This is a genomic window from Ramlibacter sp. PS3R-8 (genome assembly GCF_037572435.1).
In the GTDB taxonomy this organism is placed as follows: domain Bacteria; phylum Pseudomonadota; class Gammaproteobacteria; order Burkholderiales; family Burkholderiaceae_C; genus Ramlibacter.
On sequence record NZ_JBBHGT010000002.1, the window covers coordinates 688,957 to 709,685 of the forward strand.

General features: G+C 69.1%; 19 protein-coding genes. 7 read left to right on the forward strand and 12 right to left on the reverse strand.

Translation table 11 applies throughout. The annotated features are described in order from the left end of the window. Positions 1 to 81: 81 nt before the first annotated feature. The 4 genes from WG902_RS11205 to WG902_RS11220 are packed head-to-tail and all read right to left on the reverse strand — an operon-like array spanning position 82 to position 5,157. Positions 82 to 636 (reverse strand): hypothetical protein, encoded by a 555-nt coding sequence (locus tag WG902_RS11205; protein ID WP_340060135.1) that lies wholly within the window; start codon positions 634 to 636, stop codon positions 82 to 84. A 9-nt stretch (positions 637 to 645) separates the two neighbouring features. After that, complete coding sequence (gene tldD, locus WG902_RS11210; RefSeq protein WP_340060136.1) at positions 646 to 2,106, reverse strand: metalloprotease TldD; 1,461 nt, start codon at positions 2,104 to 2,106, stop codon at positions 646 to 648. A gap of 50 nt (positions 2,107 to 2,156) precedes the next feature. Next, complete coding sequence (locus WG902_RS11215) at positions 2,157 to 4,223, reverse strand: protein kinase domain-containing protein (protein WP_340060137.1); 2,067 nt, start codon at positions 4,221 to 4,223, stop codon at positions 2,157 to 2,159. A 55-nt stretch (positions 4,224 to 4,278) separates the two neighbouring features. Next, positions 4,279 to 5,157 (reverse strand): NAD(P)-dependent oxidoreductase, encoded by an 879-nt coding sequence (locus WG902_RS11220; protein WP_340060138.1) that lies wholly within the window; start codon positions 5,155 to 5,157, stop codon positions 4,279 to 4,281. A gap of 82 nt (positions 5,158 to 5,239) precedes the next feature. Here WG902_RS11220 and WG902_RS11225 point away from each other — a divergent pair, with 82 nt between their 5' ends. Then, positions 5,240 to 7,021, forward strand: coding sequence for a hybrid sensor histidine kinase/response regulator (locus tag WG902_RS11225; protein WP_340060139.1), 1,782 nt, complete (start codon positions 5,240 to 5,242; stop codon positions 7,019 to 7,021). Between the two features lie 182 nt (positions 7,022 to 7,203). On the opposite strand, the gene WG902_RS11230 is transcribed toward WG902_RS11225, so the two are convergent. Continuing rightward, complete coding sequence (locus WG902_RS11230; protein ID WP_340060140.1) at positions 7,204 to 7,824, reverse strand: response regulator transcription factor; 621 nt, start codon at positions 7,822 to 7,824, stop codon at positions 7,204 to 7,206. A 17-nt stretch (positions 7,825 to 7,841) separates the two neighbouring features. Beyond that, positions 7,842 to 8,996: a rod shape-determining protein RodA gene (gene rodA / locus WG902_RS11235; protein ID WP_340060141.1), complete on the reverse strand. Its 1,155-nt coding sequence runs from the start codon at positions 8,994 to 8,996 to the stop codon at positions 7,842 to 7,844. Between the two features lie 39 nt (positions 8,997 to 9,035). Between rodA and WG902_RS11240 the strand changes: the two genes are divergently transcribed. The 6 genes from WG902_RS11240 to ruvC all read left to right on the forward strand — a co-directional run bounded on the left by WG902_RS11240 (position 9,036) and on the right by ruvC (position 14,889). Continuing rightward, entirely contained in the window at positions 9,036 to 9,620 is a 585-nt protein-coding gene (locus WG902_RS11240; protein WP_340060142.1) for a YqiA/YcfP family alpha/beta fold hydrolase, read from the forward strand. 231 nt (positions 9,621 to 9,851) lie between these two features. Beyond that, positions 9,852 to 11,915, forward strand: coding sequence for a ribonuclease catalytic domain-containing protein (locus WG902_RS11245; RefSeq protein ID WP_340060143.1), 2,064 nt, complete (start codon positions 9,852 to 9,854; stop codon positions 11,913 to 11,915). A 10-nt stretch (positions 11,916 to 11,925) separates the two neighbouring features. After that, the gene (locus tag WG902_RS11250) at positions 11,926 to 12,774 is read left to right on the forward strand and encodes an energy transducer TonB (protein ID WP_340060192.1); all 849 of its coding nucleotides are present in this window, start codon (positions 11,926 to 11,928) and stop codon (positions 12,772 to 12,774) included. A 6-nt stretch (positions 12,775 to 12,780) separates the two neighbouring features. After that, positions 12,781 to 13,611: a shikimate dehydrogenase gene (gene aroE / locus WG902_RS11255; protein WP_340060144.1), complete on the forward strand. Its 831-nt coding sequence runs from the start codon at positions 12,781 to 12,783 to the stop codon at positions 13,609 to 13,611. Beyond that, a complete protein-coding gene (gene mtgA / locus WG902_RS11260) occupies positions 13,608 to 14,339 on the forward strand; it encodes a monofunctional biosynthetic peptidoglycan transglycosylase (protein WP_340060145.1) in 732 nt (243 codons plus the stop codon). Before aroE ends, mtgA begins: the two co-directional genes overlap by 4 nt. 1 nt (position 14,340) lies before the next feature. Beyond that, positions 14,341 to 14,889, forward strand: coding sequence for a crossover junction endodeoxyribonuclease RuvC (gene ruvC, locus WG902_RS11265; RefSeq protein ID WP_340060146.1), 549 nt, complete (start codon positions 14,341 to 14,343; stop codon positions 14,887 to 14,889). Positions 14,890 to 14,978: 89 nt separating this feature from the next. On the opposite strand, the gene WG902_RS11270 is transcribed toward ruvC, so the two are convergent. From WG902_RS11270 to WG902_RS11295, 6 genes are all read right to left on the reverse strand, one after another. Then, positions 14,979 to 15,158, reverse strand: coding sequence for a hypothetical protein (locus WG902_RS11270; RefSeq protein ID WP_340060147.1), 180 nt, complete (start codon positions 15,156 to 15,158; stop codon positions 14,979 to 14,981). Positions 15,159 to 15,162: 4 nt separating this feature from the next. Further along, positions 15,163 to 16,086, reverse strand: coding sequence for a UDP-3-O-acyl-N-acetylglucosamine deacetylase (lpxC, locus tag WG902_RS11275; RefSeq protein ID WP_340060148.1), 924 nt, complete (start codon positions 16,084 to 16,086; stop codon positions 15,163 to 15,165). A 208-nt stretch (positions 16,087 to 16,294) separates the two neighbouring features. Continuing rightward, positions 16,295 to 17,539, reverse strand: a complete 1,245-nt coding sequence (ftsZ, locus tag WG902_RS11280; RefSeq protein ID WP_340060149.1) for a cell division protein FtsZ — start codon at positions 17,537 to 17,539, stop codon at positions 16,295 to 16,297. 147 nt (positions 17,540 to 17,686) lie between these two features. Continuing rightward, positions 17,687 to 18,916, reverse strand: a complete 1,230-nt coding sequence (ftsA, locus tag WG902_RS11285) for a cell division protein FtsA (RefSeq protein WP_340060150.1) — start codon at positions 18,914 to 18,916, stop codon at positions 17,687 to 17,689. An 11-nt stretch (positions 18,917 to 18,927) separates the two neighbouring features. Further along, positions 18,928 to 19,716, reverse strand: coding sequence for a cell division protein FtsQ/DivIB (locus WG902_RS11290; protein WP_340060151.1), 789 nt, complete (start codon positions 19,714 to 19,716; stop codon positions 18,928 to 18,930). Next, positions 19,713 to 20,639, reverse strand: coding sequence for a D-alanine--D-alanine ligase (locus tag WG902_RS11295; RefSeq protein WP_340060193.1), 927 nt, complete (start codon positions 20,637 to 20,639; stop codon positions 19,713 to 19,715). The genes WG902_RS11290 and WG902_RS11295 overlap by 4 nt, the downstream gene beginning before the upstream one ends. Positions 20,640 to 20,729 lie beyond the last annotated feature (90 nt).

The window sequence follows — 20,729 nt, forward strand, 5'->3', positions numbered from 1 at the left end:
AGAAGGCGCGAACGGGACGCATGGGCCCAATGTAGCACACGGCCTTCGACGGGGCGAGGCCGCCGATGCGTTCTCGTTGTGTCAGCGCCGCAGCTTCTGCCACCACTGCTGTACCTGTTCGCGCTGCGGCTCGGTGACGTCGTCGAAACGCTCGCTGTCCACGCCATCGCGTTCCAGCCACTGCTCGTACATGTCGATCAGCAGCATGCCGTCGCCCAGCGTGCGCCAGGTCGCCGACTGGAAGTCCGTCGCCGTGACCTCCAGCTCGTCCTGCCAGGGCGGCGCCTGCAGCCACTGCCCGATGAGGATGCGCAGGTTGTTCACCGACTGCAGGTAGCCGGCATATTCATACAGCCCCCGCCAGCTGAGCCCGAGTTGCAGCACGAAGACGCGATGCACGCGCAGCACGGTGAGCATGTCCATCAGCGCCGGGGCGGCCTCGTCGCGGCGGCGGCTGCGGGCCAGCACCGCGATCACGCCCTCGGCGTGCGCCGCCAGTTCGCCCATGCTGTCCGAGAAGGCGCGCGAATCCTCGTCGGCAATGACGCCGCGCAGGAAGTTGCTCACGTCCCCGAACGTCTGGATGCTCGGCACCGTCGCGGGCCGGGGGGAAGTGGGCTGCGGCTCGGTATCCATGGACTCTCGCTACGCAGTGCCCCCGACGGTCAGGCCGTCGATGCGCAGCGTGGGCTGGCCCACGCCGACCGGCACGCTCTGGCCTTCCTTGCCGCAGGTGCCCACGCCGGTGTCCAGCTTCATGTCGTTGCCGATCATGCTCACGCGGGTCAGCGCGTCCGGCCCGTTGCCGACGATCGTGGCGCCCTTGACCGGATAGAGGATCTTGCCCTTCTCCACCCAGTACGCCTCGCTGGCGGAAAACACGAACTTGCCGGACGTGATGTCCACCTGGCCGCCGCCGAAGTTGGTGGCGTAGAGGCCCTTGTCGATGCTGGCGACGATCTCCTCCGGCGAGCGATCACCACCCAGCATGTAGGTGTTGGTCATGCGCGGCATCGGGATGTGCGCGTAGCTTTCGCGGCGGCCGTTGCCGGTGGGCGCCACCCGCATCAGGCGGGCGTTCATCGCGTCCTGGATGTAGCCGCGCAGGATGCCGTCTTCGATCAGCACGTTGCGCTGGCTGGCATTGCCTTCGTCGTCCACGTTCAGCGAGCCGCGGCGGTCGGCGATGGTGCCGTCGTCCAGCACGGTCACGCCCTTGGCCGCGACGCGCTGGCCGATCTTTCCGCTGAAGGCGCTGGAGCCCTTGCGGTTGAAGTCGCCTTCCAGCCCGTGGCCCACCGCCTCGTGCAGCAGGATGCCGGGCCAGCCCGGGCCCAGCACCACGGTCATGTGGCCGGCGGGCGCGGGACGCGATTCGAGGTTGGTCATCGCGGCCTTCACGGCATCGTCCACGTAGCTCTGGAGCTGCGCGTCGGTGAAGTACCCCAGGCCGAAGCGGCCGCCGCCGCCGCCGGAGCCCATCTCGCGGCGCCCGTTCTGCTCCGCGATCACCGTGACCGACAGCCGCACCAGCGGCCGCACGTCGGCCGCGAGCGTGCCGTCGGCACGCGCCACCAGCACCACGTCGTATTCGCTCGCCAGGCCCGCCATCACCTGCGCCACGCGCGGGTCCTTGGCGCGGGCCATCTGTTCCACCCGACCGAGCAGGCTGACCTTGGCGGCGCTGTCGAGGGAGGAGATCGGGTCTTCGCCACCATACAGCGAGCGGCTGCCGGCCACGCGCGGAGCGTTGACGCGCACGCGCGCGTTCTTCGACACGGCGGCGATCGAACGCACGGTGCGCGCCGCATCGAGCAGCGACGCCTCGGAGATGTCGTCGGAATAGGCGAAAGCGGTCTTCTCGCCGCTGACGGCGCGCACGCCGACGCCCTGATCGATGCTGAAGCTGCCGGTCTTGACGATGCCTTCTTCCAGGCTCCAGCCCTCGCTGCGGGTGTACTGGAAATAAAGGTCGGCGTCGTCGACGCGGTGGGCGCGGATCTCGCTCAGCGCGCGCGTCAAATGGGTTTCGTCCAGGCCGAACGGCTCGAGCAGCAACGCCCGCGCGGTGGCGAGGCGTTCGATGGTGGGTTCGCGGGAGATCATCGACCCATTGTAGGGCCGGCCTTTTCCTGGGGGCTGGTGCGGATTCCGACTCAGCCTTGGACGGATTCCACCGCGTCCAGCGCCTCCAGCAGCGCCTTGGCGGTCGGATAACGCTGCTCCGGCTGCTTGGCCATCATCTTCTCCAGCACTGCCTGCAGGCCGGCGTGTTGCGGCGGCAGCGCCGGCACCGGCGCGGTGAGGTGGCGCGCCAGCAGCAGCTCCAGCGTCTCCGCGCTGAAAGGCCGCTGTCCCGTGAGCATCTCGTACATCATCACGCCCAGGCTGTACAGGTCCGAGGACGGCCCGATCTCGCCGCCGGACGCCTGCTCCGGACTCAGGTAGTAAGGCGTGCCCACCACCTCGCCATGCCGCGTCTGCGTGAGGGCCAGGTTGTCCTCCTGCAGCATGGACTTGGCGACGCCGAAATCGGCGATGGCGACGCTGCCATCGGGCCGCAGCATCACGTTCTCCGGCTTCAGGTCGCGGTGGATGACGCCGTGGGAATGGATCACGTCCAGCCCGCGCGCGATCTGGCGCACCACCTGCAGGACGCGCGCGCGGTCCATCCCCGCCTTCAGCTCGGAGCGCAGGTCGCCGCGCTCGAAGTACTCCATCGCGATGTAGGCGTGGTCGTCGGTGAAGCCCTGGTCGTAGATGCGCACCACGTGCGGGTCGGTGATGCGCGACACCAGCGTGTATTCCTGGATGAAGCGGGACAGGTTCGCGCTGGCCGAGCGGCCTTCCGCCTCCAGCACCTTCAGCACCACCGGCATGCCGTCGTCCTCCTGCACGGCGAGGTACACCTCCGTCATGCCACCGGCGGCGATCTTGCGCGTGAGGCGGAAGCCCTTCAGCCGCAATGGCGCGTCGCCGGGGCGGAACTGGTGGTTCTTCAGCGTCGACAGCCGCGTGCGCAGCGCCCCCTTGACGGCCCGCGCGGTGATCGCCGAATTGATCTGCACCGCCTCGTGGATCTCCTCGGCGCGGCCGGCCAGCGCAGCCATCCCATGGTCGTGGTCGGCCACGCTGGTTTGCAGCCCCACGATCTCGGCGACGTCCACCCAGCCATGGCGGCCCCGCACCTCCAGCGACGTCATGGCGCCGGTCTGCACGCCCTCCCCTGCCTGCATCAGCACGGCCGAACTCGCCACCACTGTCCACCCCAGTTCCTTGCTCGCCGCCTGCAGCCGGGCCGCGGTGTTGACGGTGTCGCCGATCGGCGTGGTTTCCTTCACCGCGGTGGAGCCCAGGCGGCAGATCGTGACCTCGCCCGCGTGCAGGCCGATGCCGATGGCGAAGGGCGGCAGGCCCCGGCCCGCGAAGCGCTCGTCGAGCCAGCGGCGGAATTCGTGCGTCGCCAGCGCCACGGCCAGCGCGGCCGACACGGCGCGGCGCGCCGGCGTCGTGGGCGGCCCGCCGGGCGTTTCGGCGAACACCGCCATCAGGCCGTCCCCGATGAACTTCAAGTGCATGCCGCCGTGGCGCAGCACCGGCTCGCTGGTGTGCTCGAAATAGCGGATCAGCAGCTCGGCCACTTCGCTCGAATCGAGTTTCTCGGCCAGCGACGTGAAGTTGCGGATGTCGGAGAACAGCACCGTGGCGGGCAGCACCTGGTCGGTGATCGCACCTGCCGGCGCTTCCAGCCCGGAGCGCTGCGCCGGCCGATGGCCGGCGATGCTCTCGGCGAAGGCGCGGCGCAGTTGCTCCTCGCGCGATTGCACGGCCGATTCGATCGACAGCTCGATCCGCCCGCGCTTGCGCAGCAACGCATCCAGCGCGTCGAGCAGCTCGACGCGGGTGAAGGGCTTGGCCAGGTAATCGTCGGCGCCGGCGCCCATGCCGCGGCGCATGCTCGCACGGTCGTCCAGCGCCGTGAGGAGCATGACGACGGTCGTGGCGAAGGTGGCCTCCGCGCGCAGGGCCTCCACCAGCGCGAAGCCGTCCATGCCCGGCATGTTGATGTCGCTGATGACGACGTCCGGGCGCACCGCCCGCGCGCGCTCCAGGCCTTCGATGCCGTTGGTGGCCACGCTGACGTCGTAGCCCTCCAGGCGCAGGATGCGCGCCACGTTGTTGCGGATGGCGTCGTCGTCCTCGACCAGCAGCACGGCGGTCATTCGACCACCCTGCGCGCTATGCGCTGCGGGATTTGCCCTGGGGCGGCCCGGCGGCTCATTCCTGCGACCCGCGGAACAGCCGCAGCAGCGCGGCGTCGTCGAGTTCGGCATCGCCGGCGGCGACGGCGCGGTTGAACGCCTCGTGCGCCGCGGGCCCGAGGCTGGCGCGAAAGCCCGCGGCCTGCGCCGCTTCCAGTGCGAGGCGGGTGTCCTTCTGCAGCAGGGTGACGTGCGCGCGCGGCGCGTAGTCGCCGGCGATCGCGCGACGCATCCGGTCGGACCCGATCCAGCTCTGCCCGCTGGACTGCTCGATCACATCCAGCGTGCGCGCGGCGTCCAGGCCGAGCCGCTCCGCCAGGGCCAGTGCTTCGGCGGCGCCCGCCAGGTTGATGCCGGCGAGCAGGTTGTTCACGAGCTTGGTGCGGGCGCCGTCGCCGAGCCTGGCGCCGACGCGGAACACCTTGTTGCTCAGGGACGCGAGCAGTTCGCGGTGGGCGTCGAACACCGCGTCGGCGCACGCCACCATCAGGCTCATGCTGCCGTCGCGGGCGCGCGCGGGACCGCCGGACATCGGCGCGTCGATCGGCGCCAAACCTCGAGCGGCCAGTGCGGCGCCGATGCGCTCCACGTCCGTCGGCGCGATGGTGGGGCACAACAGGACCGCCGACCCTGGCGCCAGCGCATCCGCGGCCCCGGCTGCGCCGAACAGCACCTCGTGCATCTCCGCTGCATCGACCACGCTGACGATCAGCGCCTGCGTTCCCGCAGCGGCCTCGGCCGGCGTCGCGGCGGCGCGCGCGCCCTGCCGCACGCACGCCTGCACGCGGGACGCCACCAGGTCGCAGGCCTGCACCTGCCAGCCGCGGTCGCGCAGGCGCCCGGCCATGCCGCCGCCCATGTTGCCCACGCCCACGATGCCGATCGTTCCCGTCATGGCGGCACATTATGGCGAGGGCCCGGGGGTCTCCCCTCTTGAGCGGGCGGCCCGGCCGGTGCAACATGCAAAAAACAGAACGATGACGGAGGGAACGATCACAACGCCGATCCAGCGCGCGCAGGCACCGCGCGAAGAGGTGGACCTGCGGCTGATCGAGCTGCTGGCCGAGCAGAACCGCCGGGTGCCGCTGCCCGTGGCGCTGCTGATGGTGCTGGTCGCCGGGTTGGGCCTCCGCGTCCTGCCGGACTGGATTCCGGCCGCATGGCTGGCATTGGCGCTCGGCATGCTGCTGGTGCGATGGCGCCTGCTGGCCGCCCTGCCGCTGCAGGTGGACCGGTCCGCGGCCGACCGCGTGCGCACCGCCGGTTTCATGAGCCTGGCCAGCGGCTGCACCCTGGGCCTGACGCTGTTCGCGTTCCCGATGCTCGACGAAACGGAGAGGTCGTTCATCACGCTGCTGACGCTCGGCCTGGCCACCGGAGCCGTGGGCACGACCGCCGGACGCAGCAGCCTGTTCCTGCCGTACGTGGTGCCGATGGCCGCGCCATTGCCCCTGTTGTGGGCCATCCATCCCGGGCCCGCCCAATCCGGGTGGATCGACCTTTCGATCGGCCTGCTGCTCCTGCTGTACCTCTGGGTGCTGGCCGGGCTGGCCAACAATGCCTGGCGCAACTTCACCGAGTCGGTGCAGATCCGTTATCACGAGCGTGCGCTGAACGAGCAGCTGACCGAGGCGCTCGAGCAGGCGAACCAGGCCAACCTGGCCAAGACGCGCTTCCTCGCGGCGGCCAGCCATGACCTGCGCCAGCCGCTGCACACCATCGGGTTGCTGGTCGCCGCCCTGTCGCTGCGCCAGACGGAGGGCCGGGACCGCGAGGTGGTCGACCTCCTGAGCCAGGTCTCGGCTGACCTCTCGGAGCAGCTGGACCAACTGCTCGACATCTCCAAGCTCGATGCGGGCGTGCTCAAGCCGGTCTACAAGATGGTCGACCTGGGCGAGATGCTGCGCATGCACCATGCGGAGATGCGCGCGGTGATCGAAGCGAGGGGCCTGCGCGTGGTGCTGGACGCGCCGACCGGGGTGCGTTGCCGCACCGATCCCACGCTGCTGCTGCGGGTGCTGCGCAACCTGACCGACAACGCCGCCAAGTTCACCGAGCGCGGCGCCGTCACCCTGCGCCTGCGCGTGGAGGGCGGTACCGCGCGGATCTCGGTGGAGGACACCGGCCGCGGCATCCCGGCCGGAGAGCAGGAAATGGTCTTCGAGGAGTTCTACCAGGTGGGCAACCCGGAGCGGGACCGCTCCAAGGGGCTGGGGCTGGGCCTGTCCATCGTGCGGCGCCTGAGCAAGCTGCTGGGCATCGGCGTCGACCTGCACTCCGATGCAGACCGCGGCACCACCGTCACGCTGGCCGTGCCGTTGCACGGACAGGCCGATGCGCTGCCGCAGGCGCGCGAACCCGCGCGCGTGCACAGCTTTGCCGGCCGCACCGTGCTGGTGGTGGACGACGAGCGCTCGGTGCGCATCGGCATGCGCGTGCTGCTGGAGGAACTGGGCTGCAGCTGCCTCGAGGCGTCCTGCGGCGAAGAGGCGTTGCGGCACGCGCGCGGCCGCAAGCCGGACGTGATCCTGGCGGACCTGCGTTTGCGCAACGGCGAAACCGGCATCGACGTGATCTCGCAGGTGGTGGCCGCGGTCGGCGCGACCCCTTCGCTCCTGATCAGCGGCGACACGGCGCCGGACCGCCTGCAGGAGGCGCAGCGCGCGGGCATCAAGCTGCTGCACAAGCCGGTGGGGTTGCCGGCGCTGCAGGGGGAGTTGGCGCGGATGCTGGGAGCGCCCGCGCGCAGGCTGGGGTGACGCCAGGAACCCCAGCATCGGGGCGCGCAAACGGTCTTCAACGCAGAAGACGCAGAAGAAAGACAAAAGACGCAAAAAAAACCTGGAGCCCTTTTGCGTCTCTTGAATTCCTTTGGTCTTCCTTCTGCGTTGAATTCGTGGTGCGCTGATCTGCCGGGGTCGGCTGCACGCTCATCGCCACCCTACGAGATCCGCACGCCCTGCTCCGCTGCCATGTAGACGGCCTCGGTGCGGTTGCGGGTGCCCAGTTCCTGGTAGATGGCGCGCAGGTGCGTCTTGACGGTGCCGTCGCTGATGCCGAGTTCGCGCGCGATCAGCTTGTTCGAGCTGCCGCGCAGGGCCGCGCGCAGCACGTCGGCCTGGCGTTCGGTCAAGGTCGGAAAGGCGTCGCGCACGTCTCGCGCAGGGGTCCGGGCGAAGCCGGCGCTGGGCAGGTAGACGCCGCCTTCCGCGACCATCGTCACGGCCTTCATCAGCACGGCGGGCGACGACGCCTTGGGGATGAACCCCGCGGCGCCCAGCTCCACCGCGGAGTGGACCAGGTTGGCGTCGCGGTCGCCGGAGAGCACGACCACGCGCGTCAGCGGCGCGGTCTCGCGCAAGGCCGCGAGAGCGCCTGCGCCACCCATGCCCTCCATGTGCCAGTCCATCAGGATCAGGTCGTACGTGGACGCGCGGGTCGCCGCGATCGCCTCCTCCGCCGAGCTGGCGAGCGTGACCTGCATGGCCGCATCCAGCTTTTCGAGCAGCAGCCGCAGCCCTTCCCGGAACAGGTCGTGGTCGTCGCACACCAGGACGCGCATTGGCTGGCTCCGCTCCATCAGCTCTGGACCAGCCGCTTGGACTTGGAGATGGCCATCAGGATGCCCAGCGCCAGTCCGAGCGTCAGCATCGCCGTGCCGCCATAGCTGATGAAGGGCAGCGGCACGCCCACCACCGGCAGGATGCCGCTGACCATGCCCATGTTCACGAAGGCATAGGTGAAGAAGATCATCGTCATCGCCCCGGCCAGCAGGCGTGAAAACAGCGTGGGCGCCTCCAGGGCGATCGCCAGCCCGCGCAGCACCAGGAACAGGAAGCTGGCGATCAGGAACAGGTTGCCCACCAACCCGAACTCCTCGGAATAGGCGGCAAAGATGAAGTCGGTGGTGCGCTCGGGAATGAATTCCAGGTGGGTCTGCGTGCCCTGCATGAAGCCCTTGCCGAAGATGCCGCCGGAGCCGATGGCGATCATCCCCTGGATGATGTGGAAGCCCTTGCCGAGCGGGTCCTTCGTCGGGTCGAGCAGCGTGCAGATGCGCTGCTGCTGGTAGTCGTGCAGCACGAACCAGCGCACGCCTTCCGAGCACAGCGCGGACTCGAACACGACGATCAGCACCAGCCCCACCAGGCCCACGAGCACCGGGGGGATGACCAGTTTCCAGGACAGCCCGGCGAAGAAGATCACCGACAGGCCGGCGGCCATGACCAGCAGCGACGTTCCCAGGTCCGGCTGCTTCATGATCAGCGCCACGGGCACCAGGAGCAGCACAGCGCCCACGATGAAGTCGAGCGGCCGCAACTGGCCTTCGCGCTTCTGGAACCACCAGGCCAGCATCAGCGGCGTGGCGATCTTCAGGATCTCGCTGGGCTGGATCACCACGCCAATGTTGATCCAACGGGTGGCGCCCTTCTTGGTGATGCCGAACAGGAGCACCGCCACCAGGAGCGCGACGCCGACCGTGTACAGGGGAATGGCCAGGCTCATCAGGCGCTGTGGCGCAACCTGCGCCACCACGAACATGATGCCGGCGGCGAGCAGCATGTTGCGGCCATGGTCGACGAAACGCGAGCCATGGTCGAAGCCCGAGCTGTACATGATGAGCATGCCTGCGCACGCCAGCAGGAACACGGCAAACGCCAGCGGGCCGTCGAACCCCTGCAGCATGGGTGCAAAGCGCTGGAGCAGCGAGGGACGGTCGAATACGGCGGCCATCCGTCGATTATCGGGCAGCACGCCTCGTTACGATCGGGCATGGCCACCACCCATTTGTTGTACCTCCACGGTTTCCGGTCTTCGCCCAAGTCCTTCAAGGCCCGGCGCATGCATGCCGTGGTGGGCGAGCGGCATCCGGCGGTGCACTGGTGGTGCCCGCAACTGCCGCCCTCCCCCGCGGCGGCCGCCAGGCTGATCGAGGACGGCATCGCCGGCTGGCCCCGGGCCGGCATGGCGGTGATGGGCTCCTCGCTGGGCGGCTACTACGCCACGTGGGTGGCCGAGCGCACCGGTTGCCGCGCGGTGCTGCTCAATCCCGCCGTCGATCCGGCGCGGGACCTGGCCGGGCACGTGGGCGAGCAGACCGCGTGGCACGACCCGAACGAGCGCTTCGTGGTGGAGCCGGGCTCCGCCGACGAACTGCGGGCGCTGGCCTGCGGCCCGGTGGCCCACCCCGAGCGTTACTTCGCCGTCATCGCCAAGGGCGACGAGGTGCTGGACTGGCGCGAGATGACGGGCCGCTATCCCGGCGTGCGCACGAAGCTGCTGGAAGGCAGCGACCACGCGCTGTCGGACTTCGACGATCACGTCGAGGAGATCCTGGGCTTCCTGCAACTGGCCTGAGCCAGCCTGCCTGCCAGCCAGCCAGCCAGCCAGCGCGCAACGGCCAAACCCAACAGCCGGACGCAGAAGACGCAGAAATCACGCAGAAGTCGCAGAAAAAACCAAAAGAAAGGGGGCTTGGGCTCCTTCCGCGGCTTCTGCGTCACTTCTGCGTCTTCTGCGTCCGGCTGTCCGCTCCCGCTCCCCTCCCCACGACTCCAGCGACGCAAGCCCCGGATGCGACAATCCGGCATGTTTGTGTTGTTTGAAGATGCCGGCAAGTTCCTGGCCGGCCGGGTGCTCTCCGAAACCGACGCCTCGGCGCAAGTGGAGCTGGAAAGCGGCAAGCGCGTGAAGGTCAAGTCGGCCAATGTGCTGCTCCGGTTCGAGAAGCCGGCGCCGGCGGAGTTGTTGCGCGAGGCGCAGGCGGTGGCGGCCGGCATCGAGCTGGACCTGGCCTGGGAGTTCGCGCCCGAGGACGAATTCGGTTTCGCCGACCTGGCGCGCGACTACTTCAGCGCCAACGCCACGCTGGTCCAGCAGGCCGGCGCGCTGCTGCGCCTGTTCGACGCGCCGCACTACTTCCGCCGCGCGGGCAAGGGGCGTTTTCGCAAGGCCTCCGCCGAGGTGGTGCAGCAGGCGCTGGCCGCGATCGAGAAGAAAAAGCAGGTGCAGGCGCAGATCGCCGCCTGGGCCGCGGAGCTGGTGGCCGGCAGCTGCCCGCCCGCCATCCGCGAGCAGCTGTACCGCATCCTCTTCAAGCCGGACAAGAACGCGCCCGAATACAAGGCGGTGGTCGAGGCTTCGCGCAGCGCGCAGGCCGCACCGCTGGCGTTGCTGCAAAAGGCGGGCGCGATCACCTCGCCCTACCAGTTCCACTACAAGCGTTTCCTGCTGGAGTTCTTTGCCAAGGGCACCGGCTTTCCGCCGCTGGCCGCCCCGGCGATCAAGGACGACCTGCCGCTCGCGGCCGTCGAGGCCTTCTCCGTGGACGACTCCAGCACCACCGAGATCGACGATGCGCTGTCGGTGCAGGGGTTGGGCAGCGGCACGGTCACGGTCGGCGTGCACATCGCCGCTCCCGCACTCGCCGTGCAGACCGGCACCCCGCTGGACCTGCTGGCGCGCACGCGCCTGTCCACGGTGTACATGCCCGGCCACAAGATCACCATGCTGCCCGACGACGTGGTGCAGGCCTACACGCTGCTGGAAGGGCGCGAGTGCCCTGCCGTGTCGCTGTACGTGCAGTTCGACGAAGCCTCGCTGGAAGTGAAGGCCAGCGAGACGCGCCTGGAGCGCGTGCCGATCGCCGCCAACCTGCGGCACGACCAGCTGGATGCGCACCTGACGGAGGCCGTGCTGGAAGATGCGGCCCACCCAGCCGACGGCCTGCCGGCGCCGGCGGCGCGGTTCCGCCCCGAGCTGTCCTTCCTGTTCCGCCTCGCCAAGCAGCTCAAGACGCTGCGGGAAGTGGCGCGCGGCAAGCCGGAGAACTTCACGCGGCCCGACTACAACTTTCGCGTCCCGGCCGCCGGCGCCGACGGCCCCGCGGGCGATGAGGCGGTGGAGATCACCGTGCGCCGCCGCGGCGCGCCGCTGGACCTGATCGTCTCCGAGGCGATGATCCTGGCCAACAGCACCTGGGGCCTGTGGCTGGCGGACATGGGCGTGCCCGGCATCTACCGCAGCCAGGCCAGCATGGCGCCCGGCGTGAAGGTGCGCATGGGGACCAAGGCGTTGCCGCACGCCGGCCTGGGCGTGAAAGCCTATGCCTGGAGCACCTCGCCGCTGCGCCGCTACACCGACCTGGTGAACCAGTGGCAGATCATCGCGGCGGCGCGCCACGGCCGCACGGCGGCCCTGGCCGCGCCGTTCAAACCCAAGGATGCGGAGCTGTTCTCCATCATCTCCGCGTTCGACGCCGCCTATTCCGCCTACAACGGGCACCAGGCCGGGATGGAGCGCTACTGGACCCTGCGGTACCTGCAGCAGCAGGACGTGCGCGAACTGGACGCCACCATCTTCAAGGAGGGCCTGGCGCGCGCCGACACCCTGCCGCTGGTGCTGCCGGTGCTGGGCGCCGACCTGCCGCGCGGCACCCGGGTGCGGGTGAAGCTGGGTGACATCGACCTGATCACGCTGGACGTGAGCGGCACCGTGCTGCAACGCCTGGATGCCGTGCCGGAAGCGGCAGCGGCGTCGGATGAAGGCGACAGCGAAGAGGAAACGATGGCCGGACCGATTGCCATTGCCGTGGATGTCACGGACACTCCCGAGGAGGAAACTGGCGCGGCGCCTGCCGCCGCCGAAAATTGACTCCGTGAATCTGAAGTCCTTCAGCACCCTGCAGATCGCACTGGGTGCCTCCCTGATCGTGCACGCCGCGGTGCTGACGGTGCGCATCGTCGACCCCGAGGGATTCAACCGCGTTTTCCAGGACACGCCGCTCGAGGTGATCCTGGTCAACGCCCGCAGCAACGAGAAGCCGCAACGCGCCCAGGCGATCGCCCAGGCCACGCTGGCCGGCGGCGGCGAGGCCGAGAAGGGCCGCGCGACCTCCCCCCTCCCCCCGTCCGCGCTGACGCAGGTGGGCGACGCCGCCGAGGACGCGCAGCAGAAGATCGACGCGATGCAGGAGCAGCAGATGCTGATGCTCTCCAACCTGAAGCGTACGCTGGCGGCGATGCCGCCGCCCGACCCGCGCCAGGTGAACACCAGCCCGGAGGCGGCCTCGCAGGAGGAAAAGCGCAGGCAGCTGGTGAAGATCCTCGCGGAGATCGAAAAGCGCATCAACGAGGAAAACGCCCGCCCCAAGAAGCGCTACATCAGCCCCGCGACGCGCGAGGAGGTGTATGCCGTCTATTACGACACGCTGCGGCGCAAGATCGAGGACCGCGGCACCACCCACTTCCCGCAGGTCGCGGGCCGCAAGATGTATGGCGAGCTGACGATGATCGTGACCGTCAACCACGACGGCCGCGTGCTGGACACCGAAATCGTGGAGACCTCCGGCAACCTCACCCTGGACCGCCGCGCGGCGCTGATCGCGCGCTCGGCGGCGCCGTTCGGCAGCTTCAACCAGGCGATGCGCAGCCGCGCCGACCAGATCGTGGTGGTGTCCCGCTTCAAGTTCACGCGCGAAGACACGCTCGAAACCAAGCTCACCAGCCGCTGACACGCCGTGGACCATTACTGCGTCATGGGCAACCCCGTGGAACACAGCAAGTCGCCGTGGATCCATGCGCGCTTTGCCGCGCTGACCGGCGAGCCGGTGGCCTACGGCAAGCGCCTCATCCCGCTCGACGGTTTCGCCACCGGCGTGCGCGAATTCGTGGCCGAGGGCGGCAAGGGCTGCAACATCACGGTGCCCTTCAAGTTCCAGGCGGCGTCGCTGGTGTCGCGGCGCTCCGCGCGCGCCGCGCTGGCCGATGCGTGCAACATCCTCAGCTTCGAGGGGGAGACCATCATCGGCGACAACACCGACGGCATCGGCTTCGTGATGGACATCGAGCGCAACGCCGAAGTCTTGCTGGCGGGCCGCGACCTGCTGCTGCTCGGAGCCGGCGGCGCCGCTGCCGGCGTGCTGGGGCCCATCCTGGAGCGGCGGCCGCGCCGCGTGGTGGTGGCCAATCGCACGGTCGCGAAGGCGAAGGCGCTGGTGGAACGGCACGCCATGCTCGCGCAGGTGGGCGGCGTGGAGTTGCAGGCCGTGGCACTGGACGGCGTGACGGGTCAATTCGACGTGGTCGCCAACGCGACCGCCAGCAGCTTGAGCGGCAGCGACGTCCCGGTCGATGCGCGGGTGCTGACGCCGGGTGCGCTGGCCTGCGACATGATGTACGGTCCCGCCGCCGCCGGCTTCCTGAAGTGGGCGCGCGAGCACGGCGCCGTGGGCCGGGACGGCCTCGGGATGCTGGTGGAACAGGCCGCCGAAGCCTTCGCGCTGTGGCGGGGCGTCCGCCCGCCGAGCGCGCAGGTGCTGGGCGAGCTTCGCGCGGAGATGGCGAAATGAAGGCGGTGGTGCGCTGGCTGGCGCTGCTGCTGTTCGCCTTCATCGCGCTGCAGCTGTTCTTCGTCGGCCGCATCGCCGCGATGGTGGTGCTCGATCCGGAATCGACGACGTTCCAGCGCTCCGAAGCCTGGCGCATCGCGCGCGACAAGGACCAGCTGCGCTGGCGGCAGCGCTGGGTTCCGTACAGCCAGATCTCCGACCACCTCAAGCGCGCCGTGGTCGCGTCGGAGGACGACAGCTTCGTCTTCCACATGGGGGTGGACTGGGACGCGCTGGAAAAGGCGCGGCACCGCAATTCCAGGGCCGAGGAAGTCGCCATCAAGCGCGCGGCGCTGGCGCCGTCGCGCACCCGGCCGCCCAAGATCGTGGGCGGCTCGACGATCACGCAGCAGCTGGCCAAGAACCTGCTGCTGTCCGGCGAGCGCACCCTGCTGCGCAAGGGCCAGGAGCTGGCGCTGGCGCTGCTGCTGGAGCAGATGCTGAGCAAGCAGCGCATCCTGGAGATCTACCTGAACAACGTCGAATGGGGCGAAGGCGTGTTCGGCGCGGAGGCGGCGGCGCAGCACTACTATCGCAAGAGCGCCAGCAAGCTGGCACCCCACGAAGCCGCCCGGCTGGCCGTGATGCTGCCGCAGCCCAAACGCTTCGAAAAGCTCCCCGGCTCCGGCTACCTGGCCAGCCGCACCTCCACCATCGTCGTGCGCATGCGCGGCGCCGAGCTGCCCTGACATGCGCATCCTCGGCATCGACCCCGGCTTGCAGACCACGGGGTTCGGCGTGATCGACGTGGACGGCCACACGCTGCAGTACGTGGCCAGCGGCACGATCACCACCACGCACCTGGCGCGTGGCGACCTGCCCGCGCGCCTGAAGGTGCTGTTCGACGGCATCGGCGAGGTGCGGGCGCGCTACGAGCCCGACTGCGCCGCGGTGGAGATCGTGTTCGTCAACGTGAATCCGCAAGCCACCCTGCTGCTCGGCCAGGCGCGCGGTGCGTGCCTGACGGCGCTGGTCTCGTGCAACCTGTCGGTGGCCGAATACACCGCCTTGCAGATGAAGCAGGCGGTGGCGGGGTCCGGCAAGGCGGCCAAGGCGCAAGTGCAGGCGATGGTCAAGCGCCTGCTGCACCTGCCGCGCGAGCCCGGCAAGGATGCCAGCGATGCGCTGGGCATCGCCATCACCCACGCTCATGCCGGCGCCGCGATGGCGCGGCTGCAGGCGGCGGGCGCCTTGTCCAAGCGCAACACGGGGACGTACAGGGGCGGGCGGGTGGTCTGAGCTCGCCATGGCGGGGTGCGCTCCGCGCAACCCGCCCTACGCCCTGGCCGTAGGCCGGGTTGCACGCGCAGCCGCACCCCGGCATCCAGTCAGCCGTATTCGCGCTCCAGGAACAACGCCACGAAGAAAGCCACCGCCGCGATCAAGGTCCACTTCAGCGTGACCAGGCCGATGCGCTTGTAGCGCGCCTCGCCGGTAAAGGCGAACAGGGCGAAGCAGACGCCGCAGGCGATCAGCAACACCAGCAGGACCAGCCGGACGACTGGCACCGGACTACCAGGCGCGGGCCGGCAGCGTGAAGCCCGCCGGGGCCTCGCGCTCATCGCCGAAGCTCACCACCTCGAAGGCATCCGAGTCGGCCAGCAACGCCCGCAGCAGCTTGTTGTTCAACGCGTGGCCCGAGCGGAAAGCGCTGTAGGAGGCCAGCAAGGGCTTGCCGACCAGGTACAGGTCGCCCATGGCGTCCAGGATCTTGTGCTTGACGAACTCGTCGTCGTAACGCAGGCCTTCGGAATTCAGCACCCGGTAGTCGTCCATGACGATGGCATTGTCCAGGCCGCCGCCCAGGGCCAGGCCGCTGGAGCGCATCATCTCGACGTCCTTGGTGAAACCGAAGGTGCGCGCGCGGGCGATGTCGCGCGAATAGTGGCCGCTGCTCAGGTCGAACTCGTAGCGCTGGCCGGTGGAGTCGACCACGCGATGGGCGAAGTCGATCTCGAAGGACAGCTTGAAGCCGTGGTACGGATCGAGCCGCGCCCACTTCAGGTTCTCGCCCTCGCCTTCGCGGATCTCCACCGTGCGCAGCACGCGGATGAAGCGCCGGGGCGCGTTCTGCTCTTCGATCCCCGCGCTTTGCAGCAGGAAGACGAACGACGCGGAAGAGCCGTCGAGGATGGGCACCTCTTCGGCAGTGATGTCGACGTACAGGTTGTCCAGCCCCAGGCCCGCGCAGGCGGACATCAGGTGTTCCACCGTGTGCACCTTGGCGCCGCCGTTGGAGATGGTCGAGGCCATGCGCGTGTCGGTCACGGCCTGGGCGGTCACCGGAATGTCCACCGGCAGGGGCAAGTCGGTGCGGCGGAACACGATGCCGGTGTCCGGCTGGGCGGGGCGCAGCGTCAGCTCCACCCGCTGCCCGCTGTGGAGGCCGACGCCGACGGCCTTGGTCAGGGACTTGAGGGTGCGTTGGCGAAGCATGCGGCCGATTTTACGGGCCGCGCCGCCGCCGCCCGTTGATCGTTCCGCATGACCCCAATAGCCCCATCCCATTGGCTGAGCCTCTTCCAGTCGTGTCAACCGCAGACGTAGCCCGCGTAAAGCACAAGGGCGGCGTCGCGAAAATCGCACATAAAAAGAGGCGGGCCGAACTGCGCCCGCCCCAAAGCTTCCCTCTTGGAGAGCCGTGTCAGTCCGCCTGCTTGCGCAGGAAGGCCGGGATTTCGAAATCGTCCATGCCGCCGCTGGAAAGCGCGTCCACCTTCGCCGCCGCCTGCGTGCGGTTGGTGCGCCAGACGCTGGGCACGGCCAGGCCGCCGTATTCCGGCTGCGCGGCCGCGGTGCCGTGCATCTCGCGGGTGACGATGGCGCCAGGGCCGGCCACCGCGTTGTGGATGGTCGGCACGTTGAACGGCACGTTGTCGGTGCCGGTGCGCAGCACCTGCAGCGGGGGAGCCGCGCGCCGGCCCTGGCCCTGGCGGGAAAGGCCGGTGGCCACCACGGTCACGCGGACCTGGTCGCCCAGGTCGTCGTCGTAGGCCGTGCCGTAGATCACGTGCGCGTCCGGCGAGGCGTAGGCGCGGATGGTGTTCATCGCCAGCTTGGACTCCGACAGCTTCAGGCTGCCCTTGGCCGCGGTGATGAGCACCAGCACGCCCTTGGCCCCCGACAGGTCGATGCCCTCCAGCAGCGGGCAGGCCACGGCCTGTTCCGCCGCGATGCGGGCGCGGTCCGGCCCGGAAGCCAGCGCCGTGCCCATCATCGCCTTGCCCGGCTCGCCCATCACCGTGCGCACGTCCTCGAAGTCCACGTTGACGTGGCCGGGGACGTTGATGATCTCGGCGATGCCGCCCACGGCGTTCTTCAGCACGTCGTTGGCGTGGGCGAAGGCTTCGTCCTGGGTGATGTCGTCGCCCAGCACCTCGAGCAGCTTTTCGTTCAGCACCACGATCAGCGAGTCGACGTTGGCTTCCAGTTCCGCCAGGCCGTTGTCGGCATTGGTCATGCGGCGGCCGCCTTCCCAGTCGAACGGCTTGGTCACCACGCCCACGGTCAGGATGCCCATCTCCTTGGCCACGCGCGCGATCACCGGCGCGGCGCCGGTGCCGGTGCCGCCGCCCATGCCGGCGGTGATGAACAGCATGTGGGCGCCCTGGATGGCCTCGCGGATGCTTTCCACCGCCAGCTCCGCGCATTCGCGGCCCTTTTCCGGCTTGCTGCCGGCGCCCAGGCCGCTGCCGCCCAGCTGGATGTGCTTGTGCGCGGAGCTGCGTGCCAGCGCCTGCGCATCGGTGTTGGCGCAGACGAACTCCACGCCCTGCACGCCGCGCTCGATCATGTGCGCGACCGCGTTGCCCCCGCCACCGCCGACACCGATCACCTTGATCTGCGTGCCCTGGTGGAACTCCTCGACTTCAATCATTTCGATGCTCATTGCGTACTCCTCATTCGTTGCAGTTGCCACTGACTATCTCGTTGGTGTTGCGCTGTTAACGCAGGAACGGTGGATCGGTGCACCGATATCGCTCCTTTCTTGAGTGCGGCGGAGAACCCCTGGCGAGCCAAAGCTTGTTCTGCATGACTAGAAGTTCCCCACGATGAAATCCTTGATGCGGCCGAATGCGGTCTTGACCGATCCGTGCTGCTGCGCGACCTTGAAGCCCCGCACGCGCGCGAGGCGCGCCTCTTCCAGCAAACCCATGACGGTGGCGGCGCGCAGCTGCGACACCATGTCGGCCAGCGCGCCGTGGTAGCGCGGCACGCCCCGGCGCACGGGCTTGAGGAAGATGTCCTCGCCCAGTTCCACCATGCCCGGCATGATCGAACTGCCGCCGGTGATGACGATGCCCGAGGACAGCACTTCCTCGTAGCCCGACTCGCGCACCACCTGCTGCACCAGCGAATAGATCTCCTCCACCCGCGGCTCGATCACGCCGGCCAGCGCCTGCCGGGACAGCATGCGCGGGCCGCGGTCGCCCAGGCCCGGCACTTCCACCTGCTGCTCGGGATCGGCCAGCAGCTGCTTGGCGAAGCCGGACTCCACCTTGATGTCCTCGGCGTCCTTGGTCGGCGTGCGCAGCGCCATCGCGATGTCGCTCGTGATCAGGTCACCGGCGATCGGGATCACCGCGGTGTGCCGGATGGCGCCGCCGGTGAAGATCGCGATGTCGGTCGTGCCGGCGCCGATGTCCACCATCGCCACGCCCAGTTCCTTCTCGTCCTCGGACAGCACGGAGCTGCTGGAGGCCAGCGGGTTCAGCAGCAGCTGCTCCACCTCCAGGCCGCAGCGGCGCACGCACTTGATGATGTTCTCGGCCGCGCTCTGGGCTCCGGTGACGATGTGCACCTTGGCTTCCAGCCGGATGCCGCTCATGCCGATCGGCTCCTTCACGTCCTGGCCGTCGATCACGAATTCCTGCGGCTCCACCAGCAGCAGGCGCTGGTCGGTGGAGATGTTGATGGCCCGCGCGGTCTCGACGACGCGCGCCACGTCGGCGGGTGTCACCTCGCGGTCCTTCACCGCCACCATGCCGCTGGAGTTGATGCCCCGGATGTGGGCGCCGGTGATGCCGGTGTACACGCGGGTGATCTTGCAGTCCGCCATCAGCTCGGCCTCTTTCAAGGCCTGCTGGATGCTCTGCACCGTGGCGTCGATGTTGACCACCACGCCGCGCTTGAGCCCGCTGGAGGGTGCGATGCCCAGCCCGGCGAGCTTGAGTTCGCCACCGGGCATGACCTCGGCCACCACCACCATCACCTTGGCAGTGCCGATGTCGAGCCCGACGACGAGATCCTTGTAGTCCTTGGCCAATCGATGTTTCCTCAGTTCCTCTGCGCCGCCACGTCGGTGGTGGCGACGCCCCTCAACCGCACCGCGTATCCATCGGCGTGCCGCAGGTCCGCCGTCACCAGCGCCTCCGGCCTGCGCCCGTACTTCGCCGTCACCTGCGTCAGCGTCTGCGCAAAGCGCTGGCTGCGCGCCAGCACCTCTTCCGTCGTGCCGCGGCCCAGCTCCACCACCGCGCCGCTGTCGAGCGACAGCGACCAGCCGCCCCGCCCGGTCAGCACCACCTGCTCGACGCCCAGGTCGAGCTTCTCCAGCATCGGCTTCAAGCCGCGGTACATGGCCAGCACCTGGGCCGACGTGCCATCCGGTCCCGCCAGCCGCGGCATGTCGTCCTGTTCCACGTCGCCCGGGTTGGCCTCAAAGACCTCGCCGTAGGTGTTGACCAGCCGGGACTCGGCATCCGGGCCCCAGAAGGCCTCGGGCCGATGCTCCTGCAGCACCACGCGCAACTTGTTGGGAAACTGGCGGTTCACCACGGCGCGCCGCACCCAGGGCACCGCCTCGAACGCCGCGCGCGCCTGCGCCAGGTCCACGGTGAAGAAGTTGCCGGCCAGCCGCGGCGCGACGTTGGCCCGCAGCGTCGCCGCGCTGTTGTGCGCCACGTCGCCCTGCACCACGATGCCGCCGATGGCAAAGACCGGATGGCGCACGGCCCACCAGCCCAGCGCCGCCACCAGCAGCAGGCCGCAGGCGACGAACAGCACCGTGGCGGTGATGTTCATCAGCCTGACGTCCGCCGGCAGGGACAGCGCCTTTTTCCTCATGCTTTCACGACCTCCTGGTCGAGCGAGGCATCGGCCAGCAGTTGCAGGCACAGGTCCTCGTAGCTGATGCCCGCCGCGCGCGCCGACATCGGCACCAGCGAGTGGCCCGTCATGCCCGGCGAGGTGTTGATCTCCAGCAGGTAGGGCTTGCGCGTCTTGCCGTCGATCATCACGTCGATGCGGCCCCAGCCGCGGCAGCCCAGCACGCGGTAGGCCTTGACCACCAGCTCCTGGATCGCCGCTTCCTCGCCTTCCGGCAGGCCGCAGGGAACCAGGTACTTGGTGTCGTCGGTGAAATACTTGTTCTGGTAGTCGTAGTTGCCTTCGGGCGCCACGATGCGGATGACCGGCAGCGCGCGGGCGCCGTCGCCGGTGCCCAGGATCGGGCAGGTCACTTCGTCACCGGCGATGAACTGCTCGCACAGCACGTCGGCGTCCAGCGCGGCGGCGGCATCGACGGCGCCCTGCATCTCGGAATAGCCCTGCACCTTCGCGACGCCGATGGAGGAGCCCTCGCGCGCCGGCTTGACGATCAGCGGCAGGCCGAGGTCGTCCGGGACCTGGATGACCTGCTCACGCTGGTAGGCGCCGCGGCGCAGCAGCGTGTACTTGGGCGTCGGCACGCCTTCGGACAGCCAGACCCGCTTGGTCATCACCTTGTCGATCGAGATCGCCGACGCCATGACGCCGGAGCCGGTGTAGGGGATGCCGAGCAATTCGAGGGCTCCCTGCACCGTGCCGTCCTCGCCGAAGCGCCCGTGCAGCGCGATGAAGCACCGCTTGAAGCCCTTGCGCTTGAGCTCCACCAGGTCGCGCTCGGCCGGGTCGAAAGCATGCGCATCCACGCCCTTGGCCTGCAGCGCCTTCAACACGCCCGCGCCGGACATCAGCGAAACCTCGCGCTCGGCCGACTTGCCGCCCATGAGGACCGCGACCTTGCCGAACGACTTGGGATCGATGACGCCGGAATCGGACACCTCCGCGCCACGCACTGCGGTGCGAACTTTTTCGCT

Coding starts and splice junctions, on each gene's coding strand:
- lpxC (WP_340060148.1), bottom strand. CDS start 16,086: ATGCTTCGCCAACGCACCCTCAAGTCCCTGACCAAGGCCGTCGGCGTC.
- tldD (WP_340060136.1), bottom strand. CDS start 2,106: ATGATCTCCCGCGAACCCACCATCGAACGCCTCGCCACCGCGCGGGCG.
- WG902_RS11295 (WP_340060193.1), bottom strand. CDS start 20,639: ATGGGCGGCAAGTCGGCCGAGCGCGAGGTTTCGCTGATGTCCGGCGCG.
- WG902_RS11290 (WP_340060151.1), bottom strand. CDS start 19,716: ATGAGGAAAAAGGCGCTGTCCCTGCCGGCGGACGTCAGGCTGATGAAC.
- WG902_RS11245 (WP_340060143.1), top strand. CDS start 9,852: ATGTTTGTGTTGTTTGAAGATGCCGGCAAGTTCCTGGCCGGCCGGGTG.
- ftsZ (WP_340060149.1), bottom strand. CDS start 17,539: ATGAGCATCGAAATGATTGAAGTCGAGGAGTTCCACCAGGGCACGCAG.
- ruvC (WP_340060146.1), top strand. CDS start 14,341: ATGCGCATCCTCGGCATCGACCCCGGCTTGCAGACCACGGGGTTCGGC.
- WG902_RS11225 (WP_340060139.1), top strand. CDS start 5,240: ATGACGGAGGGAACGATCACAACGCCGATCCAGCGCGCGCAGGCACCG.
- mtgA (WP_340060145.1), top strand. CDS start 13,608: ATGAAGGCGGTGGTGCGCTGGCTGGCGCTGCTGCTGTTCGCCTTCATC.
- WG902_RS11220 (WP_340060138.1), bottom strand. CDS start 5,157: ATGACGGGAACGATCGGCATCGTGGGCGTGGGCAACATGGGCGGCGGC.
- WG902_RS11240 (WP_340060142.1), top strand. CDS start 9,036: ATGGCCACCACCCATTTGTTGTACCTCCACGGTTTCCGGTCTTCGCCC.
- WG902_RS11215 (WP_340060137.1), bottom strand. CDS start 4,223: ATGACCGCCGTGCTGCTGGTCGAGGACGACGACGCCATCCGCAACAAC.
- WG902_RS11230 (WP_340060140.1), bottom strand. CDS start 7,824: ATGCGCGTCCTGGTGTGCGACGACCACGACCTGTTCCGGGAAGGGCTG.
- rodA (WP_340060141.1), bottom strand. CDS start 8,996: ATGGCCGCCGTATTCGACCGTCCCTCGCTGCTCCAGCGCTTTGCACCC.
- WG902_RS11205 (WP_340060135.1), bottom strand. CDS start 636: ATGGATACCGAGCCGCAGCCCACTTCCCCCCGGCCCGCGACGGTGCCG.